Origin of the sequence: Roseobacter sp. HKCC-CH-9351, assembly GCF_037830295.1 — a bacterium.
In the GTDB taxonomy this organism is placed as follows: domain Bacteria; phylum Pseudomonadota; class Alphaproteobacteria; order Rhodobacterales; family Rhodobacteraceae; genus M30B80.
Genome location: NZ_JBBLYM010000003.1, coordinates 111,854 through 130,875 on the forward strand (window position 1 = coordinate 111,854; position 19,022 = coordinate 130,875).

Genomic DNA, 19,022 nt, shown 5'->3' on the forward strand with positions numbered 1-19,022 from the left:
ACACGCCCGATGATGACCGAGCATGGCTCACTTTTGCGCAGCATCTGCGCCCCAAACCCTTCGCCCATGACGGCAGAGGGCACATTGACCTATATGCTGGGGGAAACCTCTATCGCCTTGATTGACCCCGGGCCCGCATCAGATCAGCATCTGGCCGCGATCCTCGCAGCCGTGCCGCAGGGCGGGCAGATCACCCATATTTTTGTCACCCATGCGCATTTAGATCACAGCGCCCTCGCCCGCCCCTTGGCCGCGGCGACACAGGCGCCCATTTTGGCGGCAGGCCCATGGGATATGGGGCGCAGCACACTGCCTGATCTGGGCGGTGGCGAGGGGGTCGATCGCGGCTTCATCCCCGACATTGCCCTGCCCGATGGGGCCGTGATCGAGACAGAAGACTGGCGCATCACTGCCCATCACAGCCCCGGCCATATGGGCAATCATATGAATGTCGCATGGCAAGATGTCGAATTTTGCGGCGATATCGTCATGGATTGGTCAAGCACCTTGATTTCCCCGCCTGATGGTCATTTGGGGGCCTATTTGACCTCGCTCGCCGCGATCGAGGCGCGCGGGCCAAAGCGGCTTTTGCCCGCCCATGGGGCCACGATTGAGAGCCCCCGCGCGCGCTGTGCCGAGTTGCGCGCCCATCGCGCGATGCGACATGGCCAGATTCTTTCAGCCCTCACAGCAACCCCGCGCAGTCTCAACAGCCTGCGCGCGGAAATCTACCCCGATCTTCAGCCCCTGCTACACCCGATGGCTGAGCGCAACATTTTGGCGCATCTCATTGGATTGATTGAAGAAAACCAGGCAAAACCAGATAGCCCCCTCAGCGCCGAGGCAGGTTTTTCCAGAATTTGATCCAAAGAACGATTTTTTCGCCCCAAAGCACTGGACGCGCAAAATTCGTCTTGCTATACGGCCCATCGTGTTCCGGCGTAGCTCAGCGGTAGAGCAGTTGACTGTTAATCAATTGGTCGTAGGTTCGATCCCTACCGCCGGAGCCAATTTTTCCTGAAATTTAAATTGGCAGACGCGTTGCAGGGCGGCATTCTAAAGCCGTGCCCAAGCCTATGCGCGCATGACCAATTCTTTTTGATTGCGGATGTGGCGTTCGACCAAGCGGCGGCCGGCTGCGCCGCGTGGCACGGGGCGCACGGGGGCTTTGTGATCTGCGGGACGGTCTTCGATATGGCGCAAAGCCTGCGCAAGGCTGGGATCAAAAGCGCCTCAAATTTGCGCGAACTGGGGGCAGATCAGGCCTATATCGCGCTGTTACACTCAGGAGTATCACCCCATTTTATCATGTATTACGTTCTGCATATGGCACTTCAAGGTCGCGCTTGGAACGATTGCTAAGGGGCTGAAAAAGTCAAATTGCGCGCAAGTTTTGATCAGATTTGCAATGACCACCACGATCCATACCACAGCGAATTTGAACGCCAAATGGATATTCTCGGCTTGCGCGCAAAATAAAAGCCGCACAGCCGATTGGCTATGCGGCCCTCATTTAAGGACTATGGTGATCGGCTTAGCCGACCAATTCCAAGCCTGCAAAGAAATAGGCAATCTCTTCCGCGGCAGTTTCAGGGGCATCTGACCCGTGAACGGAGTTTTCGCCTTTAGACAGCGCGAAATCTTTGCGGATTGTGCCGTCTGCCGCTTCAGCAGGATCAGTGGCGCCCATGACTTCGCGATATTTCGCAATCGCGTTTTCGCCTTCCAGAACCTGCACAATAACGGGCTCAGACGCCATGAATTCGCACAGCTCGCCGTAGAAAGGGCGCTCTTGATGCACGGCATAGAACACGCCTGCCTGCGCGGGGGTCAGGTGAATGCGCTTTTGCGCGATGATGCGCAAGCCCGCTGCTTCGATCTTTGCGTTGATTGCACCCGTCAAGTTACGCTTGGTTGCATCGGGTTTAATGATGGAAAATGTGCGTTGCACGGCCATTGATCTCTCCATGGGAAGGTGAATTTGGCGCGGCCATAACATGAGGGATCAGAATAGGGAAGCCGCGATTGACAGCACGCGCCAAGCCGTGCATGAGCCGCGCATGTTGCGCATATCTGATCTCTCTTTTTCTATGGCGGGTCGTCCCCTGTTTGATGGGGCCAGCGCGACCATCCCCACGGGGCATAAGGTGGGCATTGTCGGGCGCAATGGCGCGGGCAAGACTACGCTATTTCGCCTGATCAAGGGGGAATTATCGCTTGATGGGGGGAGGATTGAGATCCCCGCGCGCGCGCGCATCGGCGGCGTCAGCCAAGAAGTGCCTGGCAGCGCGGTGTCGCTGCTCGACACTGTCTTGGCCGCCGATACAGAGCGCGCCGCCCTCATGGCCGAGGCGGAAACCGCAACGGGCGAACGTATGGCCGAGGTGCAAACACGGCTTGCCGATATTGATGCTTGGTCGGCCGAGGCGCGCGCCGCCACGATCCTGCGGGGTTTGGGCTTTACCGATGCGGAAACCGCCCGCCCCTGTTCCGATTTTTCGGGCGGGTGGCGGATGCGCGTGGCCTTGGCCGCCGTTCTGTTCTCGCAACCTGATTTCCTGCTCTTAGACGAACCCACCAACTATCTCGACCTTGAGGGGGCGCTCTGGCTTGAGGCCTATCTGGCCAAATATCCGCACACTGTCCTTGTCATCAGCCATGATCGCGGACTGCTCAATCGCGCGGTGGGGCATATCTTGCATTTAAGCGATCAAAAATTGACCCTTTACGCGGGCGGCTATGATGATTTCATCAAAACCCGCACGGCGCAGCGGGCGCTGCAATCGGCAGAAGCCAAAAAACAAGAGGCGCGGCGCGCGCATTTGCAAAGTTTCGTGGATCGCTTCCGCGCCAAAGCCTCGAAAGCAAAGCAGGCACAGGCACGGCTTAAGATGCTGGAACGGATGGAACCCATCCGCGCGCCCGAAGACGCAGCCCGCACCGTCTTCACCTTCCCCGAACCTGAGACGCTCTCGCCGCCTATTTTGCGGCTGGACGGGGCAAGTGTTGGCTATGAGGGGCGTACAGTGCTGTCAAAGCTGGATTTGCGCATTGACCTAGATGATCGCATCGCTCTGCTTGGGCGCAACGGCGAGGGCAAATCGACCCTGTCCAAATTGATTGCAGGCAAATTGGCGGCAATGGCAGGCAGTGTCACCGCCTCCTCCAAGTTGCGGGTCGGGTATTTCGCGCAGCATCAGGTTGACGAATTGCATTTGGACGAAACCCCGCTTGACCACCTGCGCCGCGCGCGCCCCGAGGAAGCGCCGACACGCCACCGCGCACGACTTGCGGGGTTTGGTCTGGCGGCGGCGCAAGCCGAAACCAAAGTTGGCCAATTATCGGGCGGGCAAAAGGCGCGCTTATCCTTGTTGCTCGCGACTTTGGACGCGCCGCATATGCTCATCTTGGACGAGCCGACCAACCATCTGGATATCGAAAGCCGCGAGGCCTTGGTCGAGGCACTTTCGGCGTATTCGGGGGCAGTGATCTTGGTCAGCCATGATATGCACCTTTTGGGGCTAGTGGCCGATCGGTTGTGGCTGGTCGCAAACGGGCGGGTTGCCCCCTATGAGGGCGATTTGGACAGTTATCGCGCCACCCTCTTGCGGGCGCGGCCAGACAAACCCAGCAAAGATAAGCCCGCGCCAGCTGCGCCCCGCCCAAGCCATGATGAAATCAAAGATATACGCGCCGAATTGCGCCGTGCCGAAGCGCGGGTCGAAAAGATTATGGAGATGCATGAGAAACTTTCGGTGAAACTGGCTGATCCTGCGCTCTATGAGGCTGCCAAAGCATCTGAATTGGCACAATGGCAAGGGAAGTTCACTGAAGTCGAAGAAGGTTTAGCGCGCGCTGAGGCGCTTTGGGTCGCAGCACAGGCGCGGCTTGACGCGGCGTTGCAAGAATAGCCCCTCCCCCCCCGATTTCATTTGACCTTTGCCCCCTCAAAGGTCAGGGATAGGGCATGGAATTCGCAACCCTCATCCCCGTTTTTGTGGCGCTTTTTGTCATTATTGATCCCATCGGTTTGGCGCCGCTCTTTGTCGCGCTGACCCGCGGCATGGGCTTAGAATTCCGAGAGAACGGCATCAATCTCGGGCACAATAAGCGTGCCCACATTGGCCAATAGGTTTAGGTCGTCCCCGACCAAATTGAATTCGGGCAGATGTTGATCAAATTCATAGGCAACCATGGGCCAGACCCTCTCCTCAACGACTGATGGGCGCGCAATCATGGCCCAAGGTGACGAGGGTTCTAGAGGAGAGAGTCCTAATAATTCGTCAAAGCAATTTGGTTTTTCATCGAAACATCAATCTTTTGTCGAAGGTTGTGGATGTTCGCGTTCCATTTTCCACGCACCTGAGGCCTGCGACCAATATTGAAGACGCAGGCCCGCCTCGGCAAAACTGCGCCAATGGTTGCGCGCATGGGTGACGGATGCCTCATCTTGGCCGTCAAAAACCAAAACAGCGCGGGTCAGGCCTGCGCAGTCCTCAGGTGTGATCGTGGCCCCGCCAATCGCCACCAGATAATCGGGGCGATTGGCGCGCAGATCGCCTGTGCCAATGAGAATGGGTTGAAGCTCGGCATCCGCCCCGCCCTCAACCCCGTGGGGCAGAAAACGCTCGGGCGGATGCGCAGCCCATAAAAGGTCATCCATCCGCGCCACGCTTTGCGCATCGGGCGCGCGCAAGGCCACGCGCCACCCTTGCGCCAAAGCGCGCTCAATTAGCATGGGCAAAACTTGCTCAAGCCGCGAGCGGGTCAGATGGTAGAACCACAGTTCGGACATCAGCCTTCGTCAAACATATCTTGGATCAACCGATCCAGTGCCAAAACGCCCCAGCCTGTTGCCCCTGCAGGGGCGTATTTGCTGTCCTTTGCCATCGAAGCAACGCCCGCAATATCGAGGTGAATCCAAGGCATGCCTTTCTTGACAAAACGCTGCAGGAATTTGGCCGCTGTGATCGAGCCCGCAGGCCGCCCGCCTGTGTTTTTAATATCGGCTATGCGGCTTTTGATCAGGTCATCATAGCTGTCATCCAATGGCATCGGCCATGCGCCTTCATCTTCGGCTTTCGCGGCCGTTAGGAAGGCTGCGCAAAGCGCATCATCATTTGCAAAAACGCCTGCATTGTCATGGCCCAGACCAATGATAATTGCGCCTGTCAGCGTGGCCAAATTTATCATCGCGCGTGGGGCAAAGCGTTCTTGGGCATACCACAGCACATCCGCCAGAACGAGGCGCCCTTCGGCATCGGTATTGATAACCTCGATTGTGTCCCCTTTCATTGATACCACAACATCGCCAGGACGCTGCGCGCGACCATCGGGCATGTTTTCAACCAAGCCAACCAGACCAACCACGTTGGCGCGCGCCTTGCGTAAGGCAAGGCCTTTCATCACCCCTGCAACAACACCTGCGCCGCCCATATCCATGGTCATATCTTCCATGCCTGCGGCGGGTTTTAGGCTGATGCCGCCTGTGTCAAACACAACCCCCTTGCCCACGAGGGCAAAGGGCTGCGCATCACCTGCGCCCATCCATTCCATCACCACAACCTTGGACGGGCTTTCCGAGCCTTGCCCAACCCCCAAAAGGGCGCGCATTCCCAATTTTTCGAGCGCGGGTTCATCAAGAACCTCGACCTTGACGCCCAGCGCGGCCAAATCGCTGAGCTGTTCGGCAAAACTGGTGGTCGTCAGAACATTGGCAGGGGCGTTGACCAGATCACGGGTGAAAAACACCCCTTCCGCCACCGCCAAAAGCGGCGCGGCCTTTGCGGTAATCTCATCAGGTTTGCTGCAATAGAGCGTGACGCTGCCATAGCTTTCGGGGGTTTTGGATTTGTGATCGCCAAATTCATAGCCCCGCAAGACCACCCCAAGCGCCAAATCCGCGCTGCGTGCGAAATTGCCCGCACATATATGCAACTCTGATTTGCCCGCCGCGACCCGCAATTTAGCGCCCGCGCGGCGTGCCGCTTGTGCGGTGACGCGGCGCTCTGTTTTGAGGAGCAAGACGGCCTCTGCTGACATGCCCGCGGGATAGGCTAAGACCATGACATCGCCCGCGTTTAATCCCTCCCATGCAGGGCTGCCAAGCGCCCGATCCACTGCGCCTTTGCTCAGGCGGTTCAACCGCCGCCCCGCTGCATCCAAACCACCCTCTGGCGTGGCCAAACAGGCAATCTTTCCCGAAAGCCCCTTAAGCGCATCAAGATCAATTTCGCAAAACTGTGTCGCGGATGGACGGGTCATGAAGATCCTCACATTGGTTGAAAGCGTCATTTACCGGCAACACTAGGGCGCAAACTGCGGCTTGACCAGATGGACGATTACACGAACCCGTGCCCTTCGCGCGGAAGCCTTGCATTAAGCCCCAAAAACCCCCAAAACCAAAAGAACTTGTGGGCAATCAGGCCCGCTTGCACCCCAAAGATATTGGGCCAAATTTACAAAGGCTGCGAATTTGACACGATATGATCGTTATATCTTGCTCATGTGCCTCAGTTTCTTTGGCTTTTTCGCGCTTGTTTTGGTGTCCGTCTATTGGATCAACCAAGGGGTTGATTTGTTCGGACAATTAATCTCGGACGGCCAAACCATTTTGGCCTTCCTCGAACTGACCACATTGGCGCTGCCGCCGATTATCATGATGGTGCTACCTGTGGCGGGGTTTGTGGCGACCCTTTATGTGTTCAACCGCCTGATCACCGATAGTGAATTGGTGATTTTGCAGACCGCCGGCATCTCGCCGCTGCGCCTGTTACGGCCCGTTTTCTATTTCGGGGCAATTATGGCGTTTTTGGTTGCGGGCCTTAGCAATGGTTTGGCCCCACAGGCCGAAGCACAATTTCGCAAAAGATCAAACATTTTGGGCAATGATCTGGTCGCTCAGTTGATGCGCGCGGGGGTGTTCCAATCCCCGATCTCGGGCATCACGATTTACATCAGCGATATTTCACCCGAAGGTGAGTTGCAGGGTCTGTTTATCCATGATCGGCGCAGCGAGACCCGCGAAGTGACCTATCGCGCGGATCGCGGGTATCTTTTGCGCGATGCGGAAAACGCGCGGATGATCTTGTTATCAGGGCGCAGTATCAGCTTGGATCGGGTCACAAACCGCCTGAGCAATCTCAGCTTTGAGCGATTGAACTATGATATCACACAGGCACAAAGCCCGACTGCATCAGGCAGTAACGAAGAGCCCGAGAACGAGCGCGCGATGTCCACGCCTGCGCTGATTGCGGCGGATCAAGATCTTGCCAACCGCGCGGGCATTCCCCTAGATCGTATCAAATGGCAACTGCATTATCGTTTCGCACAGGCGATGTTCGCGTTTTTTGTGCCTTTGATTGCGGCCAGTTGCCTGATGCTGCGCAATTTTTCGCGGCTTGGGTTATGGGCGCAAATCATGCTGGCCGTAGGGTTGGTGATTCCGTTGCAGATGAGCAAAAACCTTTTGAGCGCTCAGGTCATCAACGCGCCGCATTTGGCACCATTGGCCTATGTGCAGCCACTGCTCTGCGCCGTGGTGTTCGGGGCGGTGCTGTTGGCCGTATATAAAACCGCACATTGGCGCCTGATGCGGCAGCCTGATCTGGTTGAGGGCGGCGCATGATCCTGCAACTTTACCTCGCGCAGCGTTATTTCAAAAACTTCCTCACCGTGTTGGCGATCTTTGCGGTGATCCACATGGTCGTGGATTTGACCGAACAGATGCGAAAAATCGCGCTCAACGGCGGGGATTTGGGCGATGCGCTCACGCTTGCGCTGCTTAATATGCCGTCAGCGCTTTATTCCCTCTTTCCGCTGGTTGTCATGCTGGCGACCTTGGTCTTTTTCCTGTCACTGGCACGCAGTTCGGAATTGGTGGTGGTGCGTGCATCAGGGCGCTCGGCTTTGCGGGCCACGATAGCCCCAATTGGCGTGGCCGCCCTCATCGGGATCATCGGTCTTTTGGTGATCAACCCAATCGTGGCCGACACACAGATCGCGCATGAGCGTAAGTTGGCGCAGGTGCGTGGCGCACAGGAACGCACATTGGCCATCACGCAAGAAGGGCTTTGGCTGCGCCAAGGCACGCGCGATAAGCAAACCGTCATCAACGCGCTGCGCGCCAATAGCAATGGCACGCAGTTATTTGACGTCACCTTCTATAATTTCGATACATTTGGCCGAATTGAACAGCGCATTGACGCAGATGAAGCGCGCCTTGGACTGCAATCATGGGATCTTACCCGCACCAAGATCTGGGACTTAACCCAAACCAACCCCGAGGCCAGTGCAGAAAGTTTTGAGAGCTATGCCGTTCCTTCAACGCTGACGCGGGAACAAATTCTCGATTCCTTTGGGGATCCGAGCAATATCTCGATTTACGCCCTTCCCGATTTCATTACGCAGTTGCAGGAGGCGGGATTTGCGGGCCTGTCGCATCGGGTCTGGTTCCAGATGCAGTTGGCAAACCCATTGATGCTGATGAGCATGGTCTTGATCGGTGCAAGCTTTACGATGCGTCACACCCGTTTTGGCCGCACGGGGCCTTTGGTGCTCGCCGCGATTTTGTTGGGTTTTGGCCTCTATTTTCTGCGCAGCTTTGCCCAAGTTTTGGGTGAGAATGGTCAGCTTTCCGCCTTTATCGTTGCATGGACACCGCCCCTTGCGGGGTCGCTTTTGGCGCTTGGGGTGATTTTGCATGTGGAAGATGGCTAAGACAGTGATGGATCGGCCCAATACATCGGGGGGGCATGAATTTCCCCTCGCTTCGCTTGCCCGCCTCTTGTAGGCTTGGCACAAATATAAAACGGGCGCTCTCACGCCGCCCCTCGCAAGAGTGACCGAAGAAGGACAAGATGAGTTCACATCACGTATCCTCCCCAATCTTGGGTAAATTCTTGGGCGCGCGCGCCGCGCGCAACCAGTGTTTTGGTGTGATCATGGGATGCGCCTTGGCGCTTGCACCTGTACAATTGCGCGCGCAATCACTCGATTTCACGCCTGTAATTGCGGTTAATGATAACGTGATCACCCAATATGAGGTGGATCAACGCGCCACATTTTTGGGCATCTTGAATGCACCAGGTGACCTACAGGCCCGCGCGCGCGATGTTTTGGTGGAGGAACGCTTGCAAATGGCCGCCGCCCAAGCAGCGGGGATCACAATCACCCAAGACCAGTTGATGATCGGAATTGACGAATTTGCCGCCCGCGCAAATTTGGACGGCCAAGGGTTGATTGATGCGCTTGAGAACGAGGGGGTCGCCTATGAGACCCTACGCGATTTTATCAATGCAGGCCTTTTATGGCGCGAGATATTGCGCAGTCGGTTTGGGGCACGCGCCCAAGTCTCTGAGGCTGAGATTAACCGCGCACTTGCGCTTGGCTCCAGTGGGCGCGGGGCGCAAATTCGTTTGGCGGAATTGATCCTGCCGATTGAAGGCAACGATATTGACACACTGCGCGCAGAATTGCTGGCGATTGCCGAAGATGTGGATGGAAATCTGACGGCTTTTGCTGATGCCGCCCGCGCCCGTTCAGCCGCCCCTACCGCGGTGGATGGCGGTGCGTTGGATTGGCGCCCCTTGTCATCCCTGCCCCAAGGCCTGAGTGCCATGTTGATCACCTTGGATGTAGGTGACGTCACCGAACCCGTCCCTTTGGGGCCTGGGATTGGGATTTTTCAAATGCTGGGCTTTGAAGAGGCGGGATATCAGTTCCCAACGCCGAGCAGTTATGATTACGCGACCATTCTGCTTTCAGGGCCAGATGCCGCCGCGCGCGCCGCTGAGATCGCCGCGCAAAATGACCGCTGCGATGATCTTTATGGCACCCTAGAAGGTCAGTTTGAACGGATCAGCGCCCCGCGCGCCGAAGTGCCCGCAGATATTGCGGCAGAGCTTGCTAAGCTTGACCCGAATGAAAGCTCGACCGCCCTGCGCCGCAACAATGGCGCCGACCTTCTGATGGTTTGGCTGTGCAATCGCACAGTCGAGCTTGAAGATGGCGCGCGCGAGGAAATTCGCCAAGCCTTGTTCTCGCAGCGCCTTGAGACTTATGCTTCTGGCTATCTTGAGGAATTGCGCGCGGACGCCATCATCCGTGATTTGGACTGATCCCATGGGTGCGGGCACGACCGGCCCCATTGCGCTCAGCTGTGGGGAGCCTGCGGGGATTGGCCCCGAGATTGCCGCAAAAGCGTGGCATGAATTGCGGGGGGCGGTTCCTTTTTTTGTCATTGGGGATGCGGATCATTTCAACGGGCATGGCGCACCTATCGTCAAAATATCTCAGGCAAGTGCCGCCTTTGCCGCCTGTGGCGATGGGTTGCCAGTTCTGCACCGCGACTTTGGCCCCGCCCGTGTGGCAGGCCACCCCCAAGCCGCCCATGCGCAAGGCGTCATTGACGCAATCGCGGAGGCCGTAGAGCTTGCCCAATCGGGTGCGGCGCGCGCAATTTGCACCCTGCCCATCCATAAACACGCCCTGCAACAAGGCGCGGGTTTTGCCTATCCAGGCCATACGGAATATCTCGCGGCCTTGGCGGGTGGGGTGAAGGTAGTCATGATGTTGGCCTGCGCAGAATTACGCGTTGTGCCTGCCACCATCCACATCCCCCTCAGCGCGGTTCCTGCGACTTTTACCCCCGATCTATTGCGCGATGTGATCCGCGTGACCTCGGACGCAATGCAGCGTGATATCGGTCTGCAGTCCCCACGTTTTGCGGTGGCGGGCCTCAACCCCCATGCGGGCGAAAATGGCGCCATGGGGCGCGAGGAAATCGCATGGATGATCCCCTGTCTGGAGGGGTTGCGCGGCGAAGGTTACCAGATCGCGGGGCCGCTCTCCGCAGATACGATGTTCCACCCTGAGGCGCGCGCGCGGTATGATGTGGCCATCTGCGCCTATCATGATCAGGCGCTGATCCCGATCAAGACGCTTGATTTCTCAGGGGGGGTGAATGTGACGCTTGGCCTGCCCTTTATCCGCACCTCGCCCGATCATGGCACAGCCTTTGACATCGCGGGCACGGGCCGCGCAGATGCCACAAGCTTGGTCGCGGCGTTGCGCATGGCAAATCAAATGGCACAGGTGCGCGCGGCATGATTGATACCCTCCCCCCCCTGCGCGAGGTGATCGCAACCCATGATCTGCGCGCCAAGAAATCCTTGGGGCAGAATTTCCTGCTTGATCTGAACCTAACCGCAAAAATCGCCCGCATCGCGGGGGATTTAAGCGAATGTGATGTTCTGGAAATCGGCCCTGGCCCTGGTGGTTTGACCCGTGGCCTTTTGGCCGAAGGGGCGCGGCGCGTGGTGGCGATTGAAAAAGACGCGCGTTGCCTTCCTGCGTTGGCAGAAATCACCGCCGCCTATCCCGACCGCCTGAGCGTTCTCAATGACGATGCTTTGGCCGTGGATTGGGCGGCGCATCTGAAGCCGCCGATCCGTATCATCGCCAATCTGCCCTATAATGTGGGCACCGAATTGCTCATCCGTTGGCTGATCCCGCCTGTCTGGCCACCACAATGGTCAAGCCTGACCTTGATGTTCCAACGCGAAGTGGCCGAACGTATTGTGGCGCGCGAGGGCAGCAAGGCCTATGGCCGCTTGACCGTCTTGGCGCAATGGCGCTGTGAGGCGCGGATTGCGCTGAACCTGCCACCCGAGGCCTTTACCCCGCCCCCAAAGGTCAGCTCTGCGGTGGTGCATTTAACAGCACTTGAGGCACCGAAATTTCCCGCCGATCAAAAGGTGCTGGAGCGCGTGGTTGCTAAAGCCTTTAATCAACGCCGCAAAATGCTGCGCGCCGCGCTGAAGGGGCTTTGCCCAGATATTGAGGATCGCATCTTGGCCGCAGGGCTGCGCCCGACTGACCGCGCAGAAACAGTCAGCCTTGAGGGGTTTTGCGCCCTCGCCCGCGCTGTCGCGGCCGATTAAGGCAAGAAAAACCCCCGCACCAAGGATGGCACGGGGGCAATGTCATGCAACAAGGTCACGCGCGATTATTCGCCTTGCGCCTCGCTTGGGGCTGCAACCATTGGGGCGGCATCGCTGCCTGCCTCGTCAGATTTGCGCGGGCGGCGGGGGCCACGCGGCGCGCGTTTCGCGCTAGGTTTGCTTTCGGGCGTGTCGACCAAGATACTGGCCTCCTCCCCATCGCCATCGGCGGCAATCGCCAAACCATCCGTCTCACTGCGCATGACCTCGTGGCCTGCATCCTGCGAAGTCTCGGCCTCGTACTCGTTCGAATACCCACGGCGATCATGGCCATTCTGGCCGCCATTATGGCTTTGCTGCTCTTCGCGGCGCGCGTCCATCTCGCGCTGCGCCTCGCTTAGGAGGCGGGAATAATGCTCGGAGTGCTGCAAGAAATTCTCAGCGGCCACGCGGTCATTGCTCAACTGGGCATCACGGGCCAATTGCTGATATTTGTCGATGATCTGCTGCGGTGTGCCGCGCACCTTGCCCTCTGGGCCAGAGCTGTCAAACACCCGATTGATGATATTGCCAACAGAGCGGTTGCGATTGCCCTTTGACCGCGAGCGGTTCTTTGATGATCTCATTGTTCTTATATAGTCCAGTGTTGAAGCCATCCACGGCAGGGTGTCAGGCGGCCTAATGCCAAGTCCGTGCCAATATCCACGATCAGCCTGTGCAATCTGTGCCTTTGTCCAGAATATCGTGGCTGTTATTTCGGGGGAATGTCTTAATAATTCCTCTCCCGTAATCACCGCTTGCCATGGCTGAGGGGCGCTTACAAGCGGAAAGTTGCAAAAACGGCGAAATTATCAGCTTTTTCGCCTAGGAACGCATTGCTTGCGCCACCACAACACGCGGCTTGCCTGCCAAGTCATGGATGACGCGCACAGACCGAAACCCTGCTTGAGCAAAGATTTGCAGCACCGTTTCGCCTTGATCATAGCCGATTTCGACCATGACCCCCCCATCGCGCGTAAGATAGGCGCCTGCCTGCGCAGCGATCACGCGATATGCGCTCAGCCCATCATGACCATCGGTCAGCGCCGCAGCGCGCTCATGCAAGCGCAGCTCTTCGGGTAGACCTGCATAAGTTGCCTGATCAATATAGGGCGGATTGGATAGGATGAGATCAAACATCGCGGGCTCTGGCAGCGCCGCGAACCATGGGCCCGTGAAGAACTGCAAACGCCCCGCCACGCCATGGGTCTTTGCATTTTGTCGCGCGCGGGCCAATGCCCCCCCGTCCAAATCGGTTGCAACACCTTGCGCCTCTGGCCGCGCGGCAAGCAGGCTGATTGCAATCACCCCCGTGCCTGTGCCGAGATCAAGAAAACGCGTAAAGCCATGCGAGAGTGCGGCCTCTACCAAGGTTTCCGTATCAGGCCGCGGAGCCAAATCTCCTGCCCCAACCGCGAAATCCAATCCCATGAATGCAGATTTCCCAATGATATGGGCCACAGATTGTCCAGCAAGGCGGGCCTCCACCACTGCCTCAAAATCAGTGATGTGATTTTGGGCGGCCAGATCATTGAGACAGGCTGACAACCCCGCCCCTGACAGGCCTGCGGCATGCGCCAATAAAAGGCGTGCATCGCGCTCAGCCTCATCTTGGGGCAATCGCTGAGACAAACGCGCGCGCGCGGCGGCGTAAAGATCCCGATAGCGCGCGCTCACCCGTCCATCTCAGCTAATAGGGCGGCTTGATCATGGGCGGTCAGCGCGTCAATGATCTCGTCCAAATCACCCGACAAGACCTGATCCAACTTATACAAGGTCAGATTGATCCGATGATCTGTCATGCGCCCTTGGGGGAAATTATAGGTGCGGATACGCTCGGAACGATCGCCCGTTCCCACCTGACTTTTGCGCGAAGCAGCGCGGGCATCATCGGCCTTTTGCCGCTCCAGATCATAAAGCCGCGCGCGCAAGACCTGCATTGCAATCTCGCGGTTGCGGTGTTGTGACTTCTCCGATGAGGTGACGATGATCCCCGTGGGCAAATGGGTGATGCGCACGGCGCTGTCTGTGGTGTTCACATGCTGACCACCCGCGCCTGAGGCGCGCATTGTATCAATACGGATATCGGTTGCGGGGATATTGATATCAACATCTTCGGCTTCGGGCAGAACAGCCACAGTCGCGGCGGATGTATGGATACGCCCGCCTGATTCCGTTTCTGGCACCCGCTGCACGCGATGAACGCCAGACTCGTATTTCATTCGTGCAAAAACTCCCTCGCCCACTATCCGTGCGGTCACTTCACGCACACCGCCAAGCTCGGAGAGCTGCTGCTCGATCAATTCAAATTGCCACTCCCGCGCCTCGGCGTAACGTTGATACATCCGCAGCAAATCGCCCGCAAAAAGGGCCGCCTCATCGCCGCCAGTTCCAGGGCGAATTTCAAGAATGGCAGGGCGGGCATCGGCCGCATCTTTGGGCAAAAGCGCAATGCGCAACGCATATTCAACCTCAGGCAGCGCGATTTTCAGGCATGCCAATTCTTCTTCGGCCAAGGCGCGCATCTCAGGATCGGCCAACATTGCCTCGGCCTCCTGAAGGTCAGATTTGATCTGCTGATATTCGTCAATCTGCGTGACGACAGGTTTCAGCTGCGCATATTCGCGACTGATTGCGGCAATCGCATCAGCGGCGGGGCCTGCGTTTAATTGCGCCTCGAGATACTCGAAGCGCTCGACAATTTGGCGAAGGGGTTCTGCTGGCAACATAGGCAGGGTTTGGCGAAGCGGCGCGGGCGCGTCAAGCCTGATTGATCAGCGCGCGGCCTGCAACGCAGCGACCCAATCGGCCACGCGTGCCGCATTCACCCCCAAATCTCTATAACCAAAGCTAGACCGCGAGAAGATCTGAACCCGCGCCCCCCCCTCATCGGTGGGATCAAGCGTTAGGCTGAGCGCGTCAGGAAAGCCCATCAAACGGCTGCGATAGACATAGGTGACAAAGCCATCCTCTGGTTGGCCTGCCAACAGAACGGCGCCATCGCTGGCGGCCTTCAGCGCGACATCTGCCGCCACATCCGCTAGATTGCGCGGCAACACCAAGGCCTCATCCCCCACCATTAGGGCGAAATTGGGGGTTGATGGCGGCACAGCCAAAGCGGGGCGAATATGATAGCGCGCGGCATCCATTGGCATCACGCGAAAGGCCACCGCCGCAAAAATTACGATGCCAAAAAGCGTTGCAACGGATATGAACAATTTGAACAGCATCTTTTACCCCCAACGAATTATCTTTACGCGAAGCCCATTTCATGCGAAATGGGGCGCGCTAGTTATCTGATATCGCTCTTCTGTCCCTCTTTAAAGGCAACAGTGCAGCCTATCTCGCATGACGATTGCCAAGCTGCCGCATGGTGTGGGCAGCATAATGACAGGAGACACGGAAATGGCCAATGGCACCGTGAAATGGTTCAATGCAACCAAAGGTTTCGGCTTCATCGCACCTGATGAAGGCGGCAAAGACGTATTCGTTCACATCTCTGGTGTTGAGCGTTCTGGCCTCAAAGGCCTCAACGACAACCAGAAAGTGACTTACGAGCTGGAAAAAGGCCGTGATGGCCGCGAAAGCGCCGTAAATATCACGCTGGTTTAAGGCATAAGCCGCATCCAGTTTGGATTGGAAAAGGTGGGCTTTGGCCCGCCTTTTTCTTTTTGGTTATACGATTTTGGGCATAAGCCCGCCTGTCATGGCCTCGGACGCGCCCGTTTCTGCCGCCTCGCGCACCACATTGGCCAATTTGCGCAACTGATTGGAAAGCGGGCTTGTGCGCCGCCAAATAACCCCGATTTTGCGCGCAGGCGCAGGGGTGCGAAACCGCGCCAAGGCCACGCTCGCAGAGCGCGTCTCAACAGGCACAGCCATTTCAGGGATAAGCGTCACGCCAATCCCCGCCCCCACCATCTGCACAAGCGTTGACAGTGATGAGCCATCCATCACCTCGCGCGGGGTATTTGCGCCAAGCGCGCAAAAAGACAGGGCTTGATCGCGGAAGCAATGCCCCTCCTCCAACAAAAGCAGTTTCATTTCCCGCAGGGAATTGGCATCGGGCACAGGCTTGCCCGCATCTTCGGGCGGCCGCACAAGAATGAAATCTTCTTGAAACACCTCCACCTCCTCAAAGCTGGGCTCAGATATGGGCAGGGCCACAATCGCCGCGTCCAACCGCCCTTCGGACAATCCCGAGATCAAGCGCGGGGTGATCGTTTCACGCAACGCCAAATTGGCCTGCGGGTAATACTGCCCCATCAAGCCCACCACACGGGGCAAAAGATATGGCGCAATGGTGGGGATCACACCAAGACGCAGGCGGCCCAAATCATCACCGCGCGCCGCACGCGCGCTATCGCCCAAATCGTCAACCTCGGCCAATATCCGCTGCGCACGCGCCAAGAACCCAACCCCAAACGGGGTGGGTCGCACATGGCGGGCGGCGCGCTCGAACAGGGCCAGACCCAAACCATCCTCTAAGGCTTGAATTTGCATGGACAAAGCGGGCTGCGAGATCGCGGATGCGGCGGCCGCATGTCCAAAATGACCATGCTCGGCCACCGCGACCGCATATCGCAACTGTTTCAAGGTGATATTAGCCATAACAAAACCTGATCGCCTACATCAGAAAATCAAAATTAAACTAATCGCTCACTGATGCTAAAACAAGCCTAAGCGCCGTTTGCATGCGAATCCGTGCAACGGCCCTCTGATCACCAAGAACCGCACCCCGATGACGGGGCCTGCATGAGACAACCCAAAAGGAGACTGCCCCCATGGATGGAAATAACATTGGCAAATGCCCCATGATGCATGGCGCGCAAACCGCGCTTGGCACAACTGTTACCGATTGGTGGCCAAATGCGTTGAACCTCGACATTTTGCACCAACATGATCGCAAGACCGATCCGATGGGCGAGGCTTTTGATTACCGCAAGCAATTGGAAAAGCTCGATATCGATGCGCTGAAGAAAGACATGCACGCGCTGATGACCGACAGCCAAGATTGGTGGCCTGCAGATTGGGGCCATTATGGTGGCTTGATGATCCGCATGGCCTGGCACGCGGCGGGCAGCTATCGCACCGCTGACGGTCGCGGCGGCGGCGGCACTGGCAACCAGCGTTTCGCGCCTTTGAACTCTTGGCCCGACAACACCAACCTCGACAAAGCCCGCCGCCTGCTGTGGCCAATCAAGAAAAAATACGGAAATTCAGTATCTTGGGCGGATTTGTTTATCCTCGCAGGCAACATTGCTTATGAATCCATGGGCCTCAAAACCTTTGGCTATTCCTTTGGCCGCGCCGATATTTGGCATCCTGAAAAAGACATCTTTTGGGGCGCAGAAAAAGATTGGCTGGGGTCTGAGCGTTATGCCGAAGATCGCGGGTCTGAGACATTGGAAAACCCGCTTGCGGCGGTTCAAATGGGCCTCATCTATGTGAACCCAGAGGGTGTGAATGGTCAGCCCGATCCGCTGCGCACCGCGCATGATGTGCGCGTGACCTTTGCCCGTATGGCGATGAATGACGAAGAAACCGTGGCCCTGACCGCAGGCGGTCACACAGTGGGCAAGGCGCATGGCAATGGCGATGCGGCCAATTTGGGTGCTGACCCTGAAGGTGCCGATGTGCATGAGCAGGGCCTTGGCTGGAACAACCACACCACCCGTGGCGTGGGCCGCGACACTGTCACCTCGGGCATCGAAGGTGCTTGGACCACCCACCCCACCAAATGGGATAACGGCTATTTCCATTTGCTGCTGAACTATGACTGGAAATTGAAGAAATCGCCCGCAGGGGCATGGCAATGGGAACCTGTTAACATCAAGGAAGAGGACAAGCCCGTTGATGTCGAAGACCCATCTATCCGCTACAACCCGATCATGACGGATGCGGATATGGCGATGAAGATGGATCCCGAATATCGCAAGATTTCGGAAAAGTTCTATGCCGATCCTGAATATTTCTCGGAAACCTTCGCCCGCGCATGGTTCAAGCTGACCCACCGCGATATGGGGCCAAAGGCGCGTTATTTCGGGCCAGATGTGCCTGCCGAAGATTTGATCTGGCAAGACCCGATCCCTGCGGGCTCCACGACTTATGATGTGGATGCGGTCAAGGCGAAAATCGCGGCAACGGGCCTGTCCATCTCCGAGATGGTCGCGACCGCATGGGACAGCGCGCGCACCTTCCGTGGGTCTGATATGCGCGGCGGTGCCAATGGCTCGCGCATTCGTCTGGCCCCACAAAAGGATTGGGAAGGCAACGAGCCTGCCCGCCTGCAAAAGGTGCTGACCGCATTGGAACCCATCGCCACGGAAACGGGCGCAAGCCTTGCGGATGTTATCGTTCTAGCGGGTAATGTCGGTGTCGAACAGGCGGCCAAAGCCGCAGGTGTCGAGATCACCCTGCCCTTCACGCCAGGCCGTGGTGACGCCAACCAAGAGCAAACCGATATCGACAGCTTCGAAGTGCTAGAGCCCGTCCATGACGCGTTCCGCAACTGGTTGAAAGCGGATTACACCGTGCAACCAGAGGAGCTGATGTTGGATCGTGCGCAGCTTTTGGGTCTGACAGCGCCCCAAATGACCGCATTGATTGGCGGTATGCGTGTGCTTGGCACCAACCATGGCGGCAGCGCGCATGGGGTGTTTACGGATCGTGTTGGCACATTGTCGACCGATTTCTTCGCGGCGCTGACCGACATGGCCTATAAGTGGGAACCTGCAGGGTCGAACCTCTACAACATCGTGTCTCGCAAAACAGGCGAAACAAAATGGACAGCCACCCGCGTGGATTTGGTTTTTGGCTCAAACTCAATCCTGCGCGCTTATGCCGAACTTTACGCACAAGACGATAATGCCGCGAAATTCGTGCATGATTTCGCCGCTGCGTGGACAAAGGTGATGAATGCAGACCGCTTTGACGCGGCCGCATAAAGCAGGCAGGTAAGAAAAGACAGGCGCGCGCCCCAAAAGGGCGCGCGTTTTTTATCTTTTACAGACCAGACCTGCCTGCTAGCCCTAGGCGCAT

General features: G+C 57.4%; 19 protein-coding genes, 1 tRNA gene and 1 pseudogene. 12 read left to right on the forward strand and 9 right to left on the reverse strand.

Annotation, left to right across the window (positions count from 1 at the left end; all coding sequences use genetic code 11):
- The first annotated feature begins 12 nt into the window (after positions 1-12).
- The 3 genes from AAC632_RS11785 (at position 13) to AAC632_RS12240 (ending at position 1,362) form a co-directional block, all read left to right on the forward strand.
- Positions 13-864 (forward strand): MBL fold metallo-hydrolase, encoded by an 852-nt coding sequence (locus AAC632_RS11785; protein ID WP_340299921.1) that lies wholly within the window; start codon positions 13-15, stop codon positions 862-864.
- A 71-nt stretch (positions 865-935) separates the two neighbouring features.
- Positions 936-1,010, forward strand: a tRNA-Asn gene (locus AAC632_RS11790).
- A 19-nt stretch (positions 1,011-1,029) separates the two neighbouring features.
- Positions 1,030-1,362, forward strand: coding sequence for a TfoX/Sxy family DNA transformation protein (locus AAC632_RS12240; RefSeq protein ID WP_445322680.1), 333 nt, complete (start codon positions 1,030-1,032; stop codon positions 1,360-1,362).
- Between the two features lie 172 nt (positions 1,363-1,534).
- On the opposite strand, the gene ndk is transcribed toward AAC632_RS12240, so the two are convergent.
- Positions 1,535-1,957 carry a nucleoside-diphosphate kinase gene (gene ndk / locus AAC632_RS11800; RefSeq protein WP_340299083.1) on the reverse strand — a complete coding sequence of 141 codons (423 nt, stop codon included), beginning with the start codon at positions 1,955-1,957 and terminating at the stop codon, positions 1,535-1,537.
- Between the two features lie 103 nt (positions 1,958-2,060).
- Between ndk and AAC632_RS11805 the strand changes: the two genes are divergently transcribed.
- Positions 2,061-3,911 (forward strand): ABC-F family ATP-binding cassette domain-containing protein, encoded by a 1,851-nt coding sequence (locus AAC632_RS11805; protein ID WP_340299154.1) that lies wholly within the window; start codon positions 2,061-2,063, stop codon positions 3,909-3,911.
- A gap of 56 nt (positions 3,912-3,967) precedes the next feature.
- A pseudogene (locus tag AAC632_RS11810) lies at positions 3,968-4,066 on the forward strand (MarC family protein); the annotation flags it as partial.
- A gap of 3 nt (positions 4,067-4,069) precedes the next feature.
- Here the strand turns inward: AAC632_RS11810 and AAC632_RS11815 are convergent.
- The 3 genes from AAC632_RS11815 to AAC632_RS11825 form a co-directional block, all read right to left on the reverse strand.
- Positions 4,070-4,195 carry a hypothetical protein gene (locus tag AAC632_RS11815; RefSeq protein ID WP_340261516.1) on the reverse strand — a complete coding sequence of 42 codons (126 nt, stop codon included), beginning with the start codon at positions 4,193-4,195 and terminating at the stop codon, positions 4,070-4,072.
- Positions 4,196-4,312: 117 nt separating this feature from the next.
- A complete protein-coding gene (locus AAC632_RS11820; protein ID WP_340299085.1) occupies positions 4,313-4,795 on the reverse strand; it encodes a DNA polymerase III subunit chi in 483 nt (160 codons plus the stop codon).
- On the reverse strand, positions 4,795-6,264 hold the full coding sequence (locus AAC632_RS11825) for a leucyl aminopeptidase (protein ID WP_340299086.1): 1,470 nt from the start codon (positions 6,262-6,264) through the stop codon (positions 4,795-4,797). Before AAC632_RS11825 ends, AAC632_RS11820 begins: the two co-directional genes overlap by 1 nt.
- Before the next feature lie 211 nt (positions 6,265-6,475).
- On the opposite strand from AAC632_RS11825, the gene lptF reads away from it, so the two are divergent.
- From lptF to rsmA, 5 genes are all read left to right on the forward strand, one after another.
- Positions 6,476-7,627 carry an LPS export ABC transporter permease LptF gene (lptF, locus tag AAC632_RS11830; protein ID WP_340299087.1) on the forward strand — a complete coding sequence of 384 codons (1,152 nt, stop codon included), beginning with the start codon at positions 6,476-6,478 and terminating at the stop codon, positions 7,625-7,627.
- On the forward strand, positions 7,624-8,718 hold the full coding sequence (gene lptG / locus AAC632_RS11835; protein WP_340299088.1) for an LPS export ABC transporter permease LptG: 1,095 nt from the start codon (positions 7,624-7,626) through the stop codon (positions 8,716-8,718). Before lptF ends, lptG begins: the two co-directional genes overlap by 4 nt.
- A gap of 140 nt (positions 8,719-8,858) precedes the next feature.
- Positions 8,859-10,118 (forward strand): peptidylprolyl isomerase, encoded by a 1,260-nt coding sequence (locus AAC632_RS11840; protein ID WP_340299089.1) that lies wholly within the window; start codon positions 8,859-8,861, stop codon positions 10,116-10,118.
- A 4-nt stretch (positions 10,119-10,122) separates the two neighbouring features.
- On the forward strand, positions 10,123-11,109 hold the full coding sequence (pdxA, locus tag AAC632_RS11845) for a 4-hydroxythreonine-4-phosphate dehydrogenase PdxA (RefSeq protein WP_340299090.1): 987 nt from the start codon (positions 10,123-10,125) through the stop codon (positions 11,107-11,109).
- A complete protein-coding gene (rsmA, locus tag AAC632_RS11850; protein WP_340299091.1) occupies positions 11,106-11,942 on the forward strand; it encodes a 16S rRNA (adenine(1518)-N(6)/adenine(1519)-N(6))-dimethyltransferase RsmA in 837 nt (278 codons plus the stop codon). Before pdxA ends, rsmA begins: the two co-directional genes overlap by 4 nt.
- 65 nt (positions 11,943-12,007) lie before the next feature.
- Here the strand turns inward: rsmA and AAC632_RS11855 are convergent, their stop codons facing one another.
- From AAC632_RS11855 to AAC632_RS11870, 4 genes are all read right to left on the reverse strand, one after another.
- The gene (locus AAC632_RS11855) at positions 12,008-12,568 is read right to left on the reverse strand and encodes a DUF4167 domain-containing protein (RefSeq protein WP_340299092.1); all 561 of its coding nucleotides are present in this window, start codon (positions 12,566-12,568) and stop codon (positions 12,008-12,010) included.
- 238 nt (positions 12,569-12,806) lie between these two features.
- Positions 12,807-13,658 carry a peptide chain release factor N(5)-glutamine methyltransferase gene (gene prmC / locus AAC632_RS11860; RefSeq protein ID WP_340299093.1) on the reverse strand — a complete coding sequence of 284 codons (852 nt, stop codon included), beginning with the start codon at positions 13,656-13,658 and terminating at the stop codon, positions 12,807-12,809.
- A complete protein-coding gene (prfA, locus tag AAC632_RS11865; RefSeq protein ID WP_340260350.1) occupies positions 13,655-14,710 on the reverse strand; it encodes a peptide chain release factor 1 in 1,056 nt (351 codons plus the stop codon). Before prfA ends, prmC begins: the two co-directional genes overlap by 4 nt.
- A gap of 45 nt (positions 14,711-14,755) precedes the next feature.
- Positions 14,756-15,211 (reverse strand): DUF1499 domain-containing protein, encoded by a 456-nt coding sequence (locus AAC632_RS11870; protein WP_340299094.1) that lies wholly within the window; start codon positions 15,209-15,211, stop codon positions 14,756-14,758.
- Positions 15,212-15,386: 175 nt separating this feature from the next.
- Between AAC632_RS11870 and AAC632_RS11875 the strand changes: the two genes are divergently transcribed.
- Positions 15,387-15,593 carry a cold-shock protein gene (locus AAC632_RS11875; RefSeq protein ID WP_317655813.1) on the forward strand — a complete coding sequence of 69 codons (207 nt, stop codon included), beginning with the start codon at positions 15,387-15,389 and terminating at the stop codon, positions 15,591-15,593.
- Positions 15,594-15,656: 63 nt separating this feature from the next.
- On the opposite strand, the gene AAC632_RS11880 is transcribed toward AAC632_RS11875, so the two are convergent.
- Positions 15,657-16,592 (reverse strand): hydrogen peroxide-inducible genes activator, encoded by a 936-nt coding sequence (locus AAC632_RS11880; RefSeq protein WP_340299095.1) that lies wholly within the window; start codon positions 16,590-16,592, stop codon positions 15,657-15,659.
- 173 nt (positions 16,593-16,765) lie between these two features.
- On the opposite strand from AAC632_RS11880, the gene katG reads away from it, so the two are divergent.
- Positions 16,766-18,928, forward strand: a complete 2,163-nt coding sequence (katG, locus tag AAC632_RS11885; protein WP_340299096.1) for a catalase/peroxidase HPI — start codon at positions 16,766-16,768, stop codon at positions 18,926-18,928.
- The last annotated feature ends 94 nt before the right edge of the window (positions 18,929-19,022 follow it).